This is a genomic window from Bartonella sp. SL317, from assembly GCF_059687655.1.
Map to the genome: position 1 here is coordinate 1,726,422 of NZ_CM185144.1, position 12,068 is coordinate 1,738,489.

Genomic DNA, 12,068 nt, shown 5'->3' on the forward strand with positions numbered 1-12,068 from the left:
AGATAAAGATATATTGTCAGTATACCAGTGAATTTGAAGGCAGATTGTTATGGCAAAAAAAAGTATAGGTCAGCTCAAGTTGCAGGTTCCTGCAGGGGCTGCTACTCCATCTCCACCGATTGGTCCGGCTCTTGGACAACGTGGTATTAATATCATGGAATTTTGTAAGGCGTTTAATGCAGCGACACAAGAAATGGAAAAGGGCGCACCGATTCCAGTTGTTATTACGTATTACCAAGATAAGTCTTTTACGTTTTCTCTCAAGACACCTCCTGTATCGTTCTTTTTAAAGAAGGAAGCGCAACTGAAATCTGGCTCAAAAGAACCTGGTAAGGTGTCTGTGGGAAGTATTTCTCGCGATAAAATTCGTTTGATTGCGGAATCAAAGATGAAAGATCTTAATGCGAATGACATTGAGGCAGCGATGCGTATGGTTGAAGGTTCTGCACGCTCGATGGGCTTAGAAGTGGTGGGCTAGTATTATGGCAAAAGTAGCAAAGAGAATAAAAAATATTCGGAAAGATATTGATTTTAATCAGCCTTACGCTTTAAAAGATGCCGTTTCCATGGTTAAGGAGCGTGCTGTTGCTAAGTTTGATGAGACAATTGAAATTTCAATGAACTTGGGTGTTGATCCTCGTCATGCTGATCAGATGGTTCGAGGTGTTGCTCATTTGCCAAACGGTACGGGACGAAATATTCGTGTTGCTGTTTTTGCTCGTGGAGACAAGGCTGAGGAGGCTAAGGCAGCAGGAGCTGATATTGTGGGTGCTGAGGATTTATTTGAAAGCATTAATGGGGGCACAATTAACTTTGATCGTTGTATTGCAACGCCAGATATGATGCCTCTTGTTGGTCGCCTTGGTAAGATTCTAGGGCCACGGAGTTTGATGCCAAATCCAAAAGTTGGTACTGTAACACTTGATGTTGCTGCTGCTGTTAAAGCTTCTAAGGGTGGTGCTGTCGAGTTTCGTGTTGAAAAAGCTGGTATTGTGCATGCTGGTATTGGGAAGGCTTCTTTTGGCGTTGAAAAAATCGTAGAAAATATTAAAGCCTTTGCAAGTGCGGTTATTAAAGCAAAGCCACAAGGTGCGAAAGGTGAATATATTAAGCGTGTTGCTGTTTCTTCAACGATGGGGGTTGGTATTAAGGTTGATCCAGCAACAGTTCGTTCCGAATCAGTATAAGTCTGATTTATATTTTTTTGAGGTAAGTGACGATCAACATTCTATTTTAAATGTCGGTTTTGACGGACATTTAGCTATCTAAGCTTTATAAGGCTTAGGTTATACTGGAAGAAATTCCGGAATATCCTGTCCGAGATTGTAGGTGATGCTTTAAAGTATCTTAATCAAGAAAAACCTGCATGAGACTGGGGTAAGAAACTGAAAGTTAAAAGACTTGAAGGGTTTGAGCCAGGGTTGCCTTTGAACGCTGTGCGTGAAAAAGGGGACAGGATCCTCATCGGTAGCATAAGATTTTTTATGTTATCAAAGGTAACCAACAGATTTGTTTTAAACAAATCTGTTAAATGGAGAGAGACAGTGAATAGAGCGGAAAAACGCGAATTTGTTACATGGCTTAACGAGGCTTTTCAAAAGTCTGGTTCTGTTGTTGTTGCACATTATTCCGGTCTGACAGTTTCGCAGATGAACGATCTTCGTTCAAAAATGGGTGAAGCTGGCGGTGCCGTTAAAGTCGCCAAAAACCGTCTTGCTAAAATCGCTCTTCAGGGCACGGAATCTGAATCGATAGCAAGTTTGTTTACTGGGCAGACACTTATTGCTTATTCGGAAGATCCAATTACAGCACCGAAAGTTGCTGTTGATTTTGCGAAAAGCAATGACAAATTTGTTATCCTTGGTGGTTCAATGGGGGCAACAAATTTGAGTGTAGACGCTGTGAAGTCATTGGCTTCATTGCCTTCACTCAACGAGTTGCGAGCAAAACTTGTGGGTATGATTTCTACCCCTGCGACCCGTATTGCACAGGTTGTTAATGCACCTGCTGGTCAGGTTGCGCGTGTCATTGGAGCATATGCTCAAGAGGATAAGGCGGCTTAAGGCTGTTTGTATTCATACTTATGGGAAAGCTTTGCTGCTTTTCTGTTTTTTGAATAAATTTTAAACAATGGTTCAAATCTTTTAATTGAAGGAATTTAAAAATGGCTGATCTAGCAAAGATCGTAGAAGACCTTTCTAACCTAACTCTTTTGGAAGCTGCAGAGCTTTCTAAATTGCTTGAAGAAAAATGGGGTGTTTCGGCTGCTGCTCCTGTAGCTGTTGCTGCTGTTGCTGGTGCGGCTGCTCCAGCTGCTGAAGAAAAAACAGAATTTGATGTTATTCTTGTTGAAGGTGGCGCACAAAAAATTAATGTTATTAAGGAAGTTCGTGCTTTGACTGGACTTGGTCTTAAAGAAGCAAAAGATCTGGTTGAAGGAGCGCCTAAGCCTATTAAAGAAGGGGCTTCGAAAGAAGAAGCAGAGAAAATTAAATCTCAACTTGAAGCTGCTGGTGCTAAAGTTGAACTTAAGTAAGTTTAATTGTATCGGCGAACATAAATGTTCGCCGATTTTCTTTCTCTTAAACAAAGAGGGAAAGTAATGAGTGCGAAAACCTTTTCTCAACGATTTCATAACAGTCGTGGGGATAGATTGGGTTTCTTATTTCTCATCATGAGAGCAAAATAGATGAATGGCTTGTATTGATGGGAAAAGTTAACGATGCTCATTATTGAGTGTCAAGTGAACTGGTCTGCATATGCAGGTTAATGATGTAAAGCTTTCAAGGTTGGTCTATCTTGAAGAGTAAGGATCAAGGAGCGGTGATGGCTCAGACTCATGCAATGATGTCTCAATTCAATGGTCGTAAGCGGGTGCGCAAATTTTTTGGTAAGATTCCTGAAGTAGCAGAGATGCCGAATCTTATTGAGGTTCAAAAAGCGTCATATGATCAGTTTCTCATGGTTGAGGAGCCGAAAGGTGGACGACCAGATGAAGGTTTGCAAGCTGTTTTTAAATCGGTATTTCCTATTTCCGATTTTTCCGGTACAGCTATGCTTGAGTTTGTTGGTTATGAATTTGATTTACCGAAATTTGATGTTGAAGAATGTCGTCAACGCGATTTAACTTATGCGGCCCCATTAAAAGTGATATTACGTTTGATTGTTTTTGATGTTGATGAAGATACGGGCTCTAAAGATATCAAAGACATTAAAGAGCAGGGCGTTTATATGGGCGATATGCCTTTAATGACGACCAATGGTACTTTTATCGTTAATGGTACGGAGCGTGTTATTGTTTCTCAGATGCACCGTTCTCCTGGCGTCTTTTTTGACCATGATAAAGGAAAGTCCCATTCATCGGGAAAGCTTCTTTTTGCTGCTCGTGTGATTCCATATCGTGGCTCTTGGTTGGATATTGAATTTGATGCTAAGGATATCATTTATGCGCGTATTGATCGGCGACGCAAGATTCCTGTTACCAGTCTTTTAATGGCATTAGGTATGGATGCTTCGGATATTTTGTCAACATTTTATGATAAAGTGACTTATGAGCGTGATGGGGAAGGATGGCGTGTTCCTTATTCTGTCGATCGTTTTAAAGGAATGAAGCTCATTTCTGATCTTATAGATGCAGATAGTGGTGAAGTTGTTGCGGAAGCTGGTAAAAAGCTAACAGTTCGCAGCGCAAAGTCTTTAGCAGAAAAGGGCCTAAAGGCGGTTAAAGTTAGTGAAGATGATTTATTAGGGTCTTATCTTGCCGAAGATATCGTCAATTACGAGACCGGTGAGATTTACCTTGAAGCTGGCGATGAAATTGACGAAAAAGTATTGAAAACTTTACTTGATGTGAGTGCTGATCAAATCAATATCCTTGATATTGATCATATGAATATTGGTGCCTATATTCGCAATACTTTAAAGGCGGATAAAAATGAAAGTCGACAAGATGCATTATTTGATATTTACCGAGTAATGCGTCCAGGGGAACCCCCAACAATTGATACAGCAGAAGCAATGTTTCATTCATTGTTTTTTGACCCAGAGCGTTATGATCTTTCAGCTGTTGGGCGTGTTAAGATGAATCTGCGTATGGATCTTGATTGTCCAGATACAGTCCGCGTTTTACGTCAAGAGGATATTCTGGCTGTTGTGAAAATGTTGGTTGAATTGCGTGATGGTCGCGGTGAAATTGATGATATTGATAATCTTGGCAATCGTCGCGTTCGTTCGGTTGGGGAATTGATGGAGAATCAATATCGCATTGGTCTCCTTCGTATGGAGCGTGCGATAAAAGAACGTATGTCATCAGTTGAAATTGATACAGTTATGCCGCAGGATTTAATCAATGCAAAGCCTGCTGCAGCAGCCGTTCGTGAGTTTTTTGGGTCTTCACAATTATCACAGTTTATGGATCAAACCAATCCGCTGTCGGAAATTACCCATAAACGCCGTCTTTCTGCTCTTGGTCCAGGGGGGTTAACTCGTGAGCGTGCGGGATTTGAGGTGCGTGACGTTCATCCTACCCATTATGGTCGTATTTGTCCAATTGAAACGCCGGAAGGCCCCAATATTGGTCTTATTAACTCTTTAGCAACATTTGCGCGGGTTAATAAATATGGCTTTATTGAAAGCCCATATCGAAAAATTGTTGATGGTAAAGTCACCAAGGAAGTTATTTATCTTTCAGCGATGGAAGAAGCAAAGCATTATGTTGCACAAGCAAATTCTTCATTAGACAGTGAAGGCCGCTTTATAGAAGAGTTTGTTGTTTGTCGTCATGCTGGTGAGGTTTTAATGGCGCCGCGTGATTATGTTGATTTGATGGATGTTTCACCCAAACAGTTGGTTTCAGTCGCGGCTGCACTCATTCCTTTTTTGGAAAATGATGATGCGAATCGTGCGCTTATGGGGTCGAATATGCAGCGTCAGGCCGTTCCTCTTGTACGTGCGGAAGCGCCATTTGTTGGGACGGGGATGGAATCCGTTGTTGCGCGCGATTCAGGAGCAGCTGTGAGTGCAAAACGGAGTGGTATTGTTGATCAAGTTGATGCTACCCGTATTGTTATCCGTGCAACAGAAGATTTAGATCCTTCAAAATCGGGCGTTGATATTTATCGCTTACAAAAGTTTCAGCGTTCTAACCAGTCCACTTGTATTAATCAGCGTCCTCTTGTGCATGTTGGTGATCAGGTAGAGAAGGGTGATATCATTGCAGATGGTCCATCTACGGATCTTGGTGATTTGGCTCTTGGGCGGAATGTTCTTGTCGCCTTTATGCCGTGGAATGGATACAACTACGAAGATTCCATTTTGTTATCTGAGCGCATTGTTGCGGATGATGTGTTTACTTCAATCCATATTGAGGAGTTTGAAGTTGCAGCCCGTGATACAAAACTTGGGCCGGAGGAAATTACGCGCGATATTCCGAATGTTGCGGAAGAAGCGTTAAGGAATCTTGACGAAGCTGGCATTATTTATATCGGTGCTGAAGTTCAACCGGGTGATATTTTAGTTGGAAAGATTACACCGAAGGGTGAAAGTCCGATGACGCCGGAAGAAAAGCTCCTACGTGCAATTTTTGGAGAAAAGGCATCTGATGTTCGTGATACGTCTATGCGTATGCCTCCTGGGACATTTGGCACTGTTGTTGAAGTTCGCGTTTTTAATCGCCATGGTGTGGAAAAAGATGAACGCGCTATGGCTATTGAGCGTGAAGAAATTGAGCGTTTAGCAAAAGACCGCGATGATGAACAGTCGATTCTTGATCGCAATGTTTATGCACGCCTTACGGATATGTTGACCGGTAAAGTTGCTGTAGAAGGTCCAAAAGGCTTTTCGGAAAGCAAAAAGCTTGATAGTGCGGTAATGGGGCATTATCCACGGTCACAGTGGTGGCAATTTGCTGTTGAGGATGAAAAGCTTCAAAATGAAATTGAGGCTTTGCGCAAGCAATATGATGAATCAAAAGAAGCATTACAGCGTCGCTTTATGGATAAAGTTGAAAAGGTCCAAAGAGGCGATGAAATGCCTCCTGGTGTCATGAAAATGGTGAAGGTTTTTGTGGCTGTGAAGCGTAAGATTCAACCAGGTGATAAGATGGCGGGACGTCACGGCAATAAGGGTGTTGTCTCACGTATTCTTCCTGTTGAAGATATGCCCTTTCTTGAAGATGGAACCCATGCTGATATCGTCTTAAATCCACTTGGTGTGCCTAGTCGTATGAATGTTGGACAAATTCTTGAGACTCACCTTGGTTGGGCGTGTGCGGGGATGGGCAAGAAGATTGGCGATTTGTTAGAATTATATCAAGAGACTGGTGATATACTCCCTCTGCGTCAGCGTATTGAAAATCTTATGCCTGATGATAATCATAATGAACCTGTGCGTCAGTATGATAACGAAAGCCTTTATAAGTTGGCATTGCAAATGAAGAAAGGGGTTTCAATTGCAACGCCTGTTTTTGATGGAGCCCATGAGTCCGATATCAATATGATGCTTGAAGACGCAGGTCTAGATAGCTCAGGGCAGGTTACGCTTTATGATGGTCGTACGGGAGAGCCTTTTGATCGTCCAGTAACGGTGGGGTATATTTATATGTTGAAATTGCATCACCTTGTTGATGATAAGATTCATGCACGCTCTATTGGTCCTTATTCACTTGTTACGCAGCAGCCATTGGGAGGTAAGGCACAATTTGGTGGTCAGCGTTTTGGTGAAATGGAGGTGTGGGCACTTGAAGCTTATGGTGCAGCATACACTTTGCAGGAGATGTTGACAGTAAAATCGGATGATGTTGCTGGTCGGACGAAAGTCTATGAAGCGATTGTGCGTGGTGATGATACATTTGAGGCCGGTATACCTGAAAGCTTTAATGTGTTAGTGAAGGAAATGCGTTCACTCGCTCTTAATGTAGAGCTTGATGATGCGCGTGAACTGATTGCACAGCGTGCATTATCTGATACAGCAGAACAATAGTTCAAGGAGCGTACTAGGAAATGAGTGCGCTCTGATTACTTATACGAGGTTCAATAACCTTATTAAAGCCATACAGATTATTTTTAAAAGTAAATATCTTTTAAAAGAAGATCTGTTATAGAATGAGTGAGATATTACAACAGGTTCTAAGAATCTTTTAAGGAGACCACCATGAACCACGAGGTCATGAATCTTTTCAATCCTCAAGCGCCAGCGCAGACATTTGACTCTATTCGTATTTCTATTGCGAGTCCGGAGAAGATTTTGTCTTGGTCGTATGGTGAGATTAAGAAACCTGAGACGATTAATTATCGGACTTTTAAACCAGAGCGTGATGGTCTTTTTTGTGCACGTATATTTGGCCCAATTAAAGACTATGAATGTCTATGCGGCAAATATAAACGCATGAAATATAAGGGGATTATTTGTGAAAAATGTGGCGTAGAGGTAACTCTTTCACGTGTACGTCGTGAACGTATGGGGCACATTGAGCTTGCAGCACCTGTTGCGCATATATGGTTTCTTAAGTCATTACCAGGCCGCATTTCCACACTTTTAGATTTAACTTTAAAGGATATCGAGCGCGTTCTTTATTTTGAAAATTATATTGTAACCGAACCCGGGCTGACCTCCCTGAAACTCCACCAACTTCTTTCTGAAGAAGAATATATGCTCGCTATTGATGAGTTTGGAGAAGATCAATTTACCGCGATGATTGGTGCTGAAGCTATTTACGATCTTTTAGCTGGTATGGATCTCGATAAAATCGCCAATGATTTACGTCTTGAATTAGCTGAAACAACTTCAGAGTTAAAACAGAAAAAGTTGATTAAAAGACTTAAGATCGTTGAAAATTTTCTTGAATCTGGAAATAAGCCAGAATGGATGATTATGAAAACAATTCCGGTTATTCCACCGGATTTGCGTCCACTGGTTCCACTTGATGGTGGGCGTTTTGCGACATCAGATCTAAATGATCTTTATCGGCGTGTTATCAATCGTAATAACCGTTTAAAACGACTGATCGAATTGCGTGCTCCTGGGATTATCGTGCGCAATGAAAAGCGTATGGTGCAAGAGGCTGTTGATGCATTGTTTGATAATGGGCGGCGTGGGCGTGTAATTACTGGAGCCAATAAACGTCCGTTAAAATCTCTTTCAGATATGTTAAAGGGTAAGCAGGGTCGTTTTCGTCAAAACTTACTTGGAAAGCGTGTTGATTACTCGGGGCGTTCTGTTATCGTGACGGGACCTGAATTAAAATTACATCAATGTGGTCTCCCCAAAAAAATGGCGCTTGAACTATTTAAGCCCTTCATTTATGCGCGACTTGATGCAAAAGGTTATTCCTCAACTGTAAAGCAAGCAAAAAAGCTTGTTGAGAAAGAGCATCCAGAAGTTTGGGATATTTTGGATGAGGTTATTCGTGAACATCCTGTTCTACTCAATCGTGCACCAACATTACACCGTTTGGGAATTCAAGCTTTTGAACCTATCTTAATTGAAGGGAAGGCTATCCAACTTCATCCATTAGTATGTACCGCTTTTAATGCGGATTTTGATGGCGATCAGATGGCTGTTCACGTTCCGCTTTCTCTTGAAGCACAGCTTGAAGCCCGTGTTTTGATGATGTCAACCAATAATATTCTGCATCCAGCCAATGGTGCCCCTATTATTGTTCCATCACAGGACATGGTTCTTGGCCTTTATTATCTTTCGATTGTTTCTGAAAAAGAACCAGGTGAGGGAATGGCTTTTTCCGATATCGGTGAACTTCATTATGCCTTGGAAAATAAAGTTGTAACGCTTCATACGAAAATTAAAGGTCGTGTTAAAAGTATTGGTAAGGATGGAAAAGAAGTTGCTAAACTTTATGATACGACACCTGGTCGTTTGATTATCGGTGAGCTTTTGCCGAAAAATTCTGACATCTCATTTGATATTGTCAATCAAGAAATGACGAAAAAGAATATTTCTAAAATGATTGATCATGTTTATCGCCATTGTGGACAAAAAGAGACGGTTATTTTTTGTGATCGTATTATGCAGCTTGGTTTTTCTTATGCTTGTCGTGCAGGAATTTCATTTGGTAAGGATGATATGGTTATTCCTGATAGCAAGTCACGTTTGGTTGCAGAAACAGAAGCTTTGGCTAAGGAGTACGAGCAGCAATATAATGATGGTTTGATTACACAAGGTGAGAAATACAATAAGGTTGTCGATGCTTGGGGTAAATGTACCGATCGCGTTGCAGATGAAATGATGAAACGTATTCAAGCTGTTGATTTTGATCCAAAAACAGGTCGTCAACGACCCATGAATTCGATCTATATGATGTCGCATTCTGGGGCTCGTGGTTCTGCTAACCAGATGAGACAATTGGCTGGTATGCGTGGTTTGATGGCAAAACCATCAGGTGAAATTATTGAAACACCTATTATTTCAAATTTTAAGGAAGGTCTAACTGTTAACGAGTATTTCAACTCTACGCATGGTGCACGTAAAGGACTTGCTGATACTGCGTTAAAAACGGCGAATTCTGGTTATCTAACACGGCGTCTTGTTGATGTTGCACAAGATGCTATTATTTCAGCTGTTGATTGTGGTACAGCAAAAGGGCTTACTATGCAGCCAATTGTTGATGCAGGGCAAATTGTTGCTTCTCTAGGGCAAAGAATTCTTGGTCGTACAGCGCTTATTGATATTTTACATCCCATCTCTGGAGAGGTTATCCTTGAAGGTGGAGCGATGATTGAGGAATCTGATGTTGCAAAGATTGAGGAAGCGGGAATTCAATCTGTTCAAATTCGTTCTGCTTTAACATGCGAAACACGTCTTGGTGTTTGTGCTAAATGCTATGGCCGTGATTTGGCACGTGGAACCCCAGTTAATCAGGGAGAAGCCGTTGGTGTTATTGCTGCTCAGTCAATTGGTGAGCCGGGAACACAGCTGACTATGCGTACTTTCCACTTAGGAGGAACAGCGCAGGTTGTTGATTCATCGTATTTAGAAGCATCTTATGAAGGTAGGGTGGAGATTCGTAATCGTAATGTGGTTCGCAATTCTGAAGGACAGTTGGTTGTTATGGGGCGTAATATGGCTATCCTTATCAAGGATGAGCTAGGAAAAGAGCGCGTTGTGCATCGTGTGAGCTATGGTGCGCATATTTTTGTTGATGATGGTGATGTAGTTAAACGTGGTCAGCGTATAGCAGAATGGGATCCTTATACACGTCCGATTTTAACGGAAGTTGATGGCTATGTAGGATTTGAAGATATGATTGATGGTTTATCGGTCACTGAAACAGCTGATGAATCTACGGGGATTACGAAGCATTTGGTGATTGATTGGCGTGCTAATCCACGTGGTGCAGATCTCAAACCAGCTATTATTATTCACGCAGATAAAAAAGGTGAATCCATTGCTAAATTGTATAAGGGAGGTGAAGCCCGTTATATGATGTCAGTGGAAACAATTCTTTCTGTTGAACTTGGTGCTCATGTTAAGGCTGGTGATGTGATTGCTCGTTTGCCAATGGAAAGTGCCAAAACAAAAGATATTACAGGTGGTCTACCACGTGTGGCTGAACTTTTTGAAGCGCGTCGTCCAAAGGATCATGCGATTATTGCTGAAGTTAGTGGTACGATTCGATTTGGTCGTGGTTATAAGAATAAACGTCGTATTATTATTGAACCAAATGATGAAACTCTTGAGCCAGTAGAATATTTGATTCCAAAAGGTAAGTTATTTCACTTCCAAGAAGGCGATCAAATTGAAAAGGGGGATTATATCCTTGATGGTAATCCAGCGCCTCATGATATCTTAGCGATTAAGGGCGTTGAAGCTTTAGCATCTTACCTTGTTAATGAGATTCAGGAGGTTTATCGTTTGCAAGGGGTTCTTATTAATGACAAGCACATTGAAGTGATTGTTCGTCAAATGTTGCAAAAAGTTGAAATTACAGAATCTGGAGATTCTGGTTATATTCCAGGTGATAATGTTGATCGTATTGAACTTGATGAAATCAATGATAATTTGATCGCAGAAGGGAAAAAACCTGCATCTGGTAATCCCATTCTTCTTGGGATTACAAAAGCTTCTCTTCAAACGCCTTCTTTCATTTCGGCGGCATCGTTTCAGGAAACAACCCGTGTTCTTACTGAAGCGGCAGTTTCTGGTAAAATTGATACTTTACAAGGACTTAAGGAGAACGTTATTGTCGGCCGTCTTATTCCTGCCGGTACAGGGGGTACGATTTCTCAAATCCGTCGTATTGCAGCAGTTCGTGATGATTTGATTGTTGATGAGCAACGTAAGTCTAGTAAAAATGAAATGGCTAAGGCTATGTTGACAAATATGACAACCGAAGCCGTTGCTGAATAATTTTAGTATAATATCCCCTAATAAATATAAAAACGTCTGAATAAAAAATTCGGACGTTTTTTGTCTCGAAATGTAGAAGTTGTATATTCTTCTGAAAAATATTAAAAATTATAGGGTAATAGTTATTTGAAACATCTTTAATAGCTTATTATTTTGCGTGGATACTTATCTTTTTGTTTTTTCATTTTAAAGTTTTTAAATTTCTTCAAGTGGTAGAAAAAGTTTTTTTAAGATATGTGAAGTTTAAAATCCATATTCAAGGAAAAGAAAAGATTCTCTACAAGTGTGACTGATTTCAAATTTTAAGAAATTTTTGATTGCTATCTGTTGTAAAAAATAGACATATTTCTTATAAGAATGCGATCTATGAAAATAGAATGATAAAGTGTATGAATATTATTCAATTGAATGAATTGACATGTGTATTTTCAATAACAGTTTAAATTTTGCCTTATTATAAAGAAGAGAGATTTCTTTTTCCTTTCTGGCGTGCTTTATACAAAATGAATTGTTATAAGCTAAAACAAACTGTTGCATGCTAAAAGAGTTAAGTTTTCGTTTTTTGCAATATCTGACATGTACAATAGTGAGAAAAACACTTGATAATGAAAAAAGCTTAAGAAATTAAGTTCAGGAGTTTATAAAAAACAAACTTATTTAAAGCAGATATCAGCGTGATATTGATGATTTTCAGAAGAATTTAAAAA

The 12,068-nt window shown here is 40.4% G+C and carries 6 protein-coding genes; all 6 read left to right on the forward strand.

Annotated elements, in window-relative coordinates:
• The first annotated feature begins 49 nt into the window (after positions 1–49).
• The 6 genes from rplK to rpoC all read left to right on the forward strand — a co-directional run bounded on the left by rplK (position 50) and on the right by rpoC (position 11,361).
• Positions 50–478 carry a 50S ribosomal protein L11 gene (gene rplK / locus AC6ER9_RS07140; RefSeq protein WP_120122041.1) on the forward strand — a complete coding sequence of 143 codons (429 nt, stop codon included), beginning with the start codon at positions 50–52 and terminating at the stop codon, positions 476–478.
• A gap of 4 nt (positions 479–482) precedes the next feature.
• A complete protein-coding gene (gene rplA, locus AC6ER9_RS07145) occupies positions 483–1,187 on the forward strand; it encodes a 50S ribosomal protein L1 (protein ID WP_497074069.1) in 705 nt (234 codons plus the stop codon).
• Between the two features lie 357 nt (positions 1,188–1,544).
• A complete protein-coding gene (gene rplJ, locus AC6ER9_RS07150) occupies positions 1,545–2,063 on the forward strand; it encodes a 50S ribosomal protein L10 (RefSeq protein ID WP_497074070.1) in 519 nt (172 codons plus the stop codon).
• A gap of 101 nt (positions 2,064–2,164) precedes the next feature.
• The gene (gene rplL / locus AC6ER9_RS07155; RefSeq protein ID WP_012231477.1) at positions 2,165–2,536 is read left to right on the forward strand and encodes a 50S ribosomal protein L7/L12; all 372 of its coding nucleotides are present in this window, start codon (positions 2,165–2,167) and stop codon (positions 2,534–2,536) included.
• Positions 2,537–2,826: 290 nt separating this feature from the next.
• Positions 2,827–6,978 carry a DNA-directed RNA polymerase subunit beta gene (gene rpoB / locus AC6ER9_RS07160; protein WP_497074071.1) on the forward strand — a complete coding sequence of 1,384 codons (4,152 nt, stop codon included), beginning with the start codon at positions 2,827–2,829 and terminating at the stop codon, positions 6,976–6,978.
• 171 nt (positions 6,979–7,149) lie between these two features.
• Positions 7,150–11,361: a DNA-directed RNA polymerase subunit beta' gene (gene rpoC / locus AC6ER9_RS07165; protein ID WP_497074072.1), complete on the forward strand. Its 4,212-nt coding sequence runs from the start codon at positions 7,150–7,152 to the stop codon at positions 11,359–11,361.
• Positions 11,362–12,068: the final 707 nt, after the last annotated feature.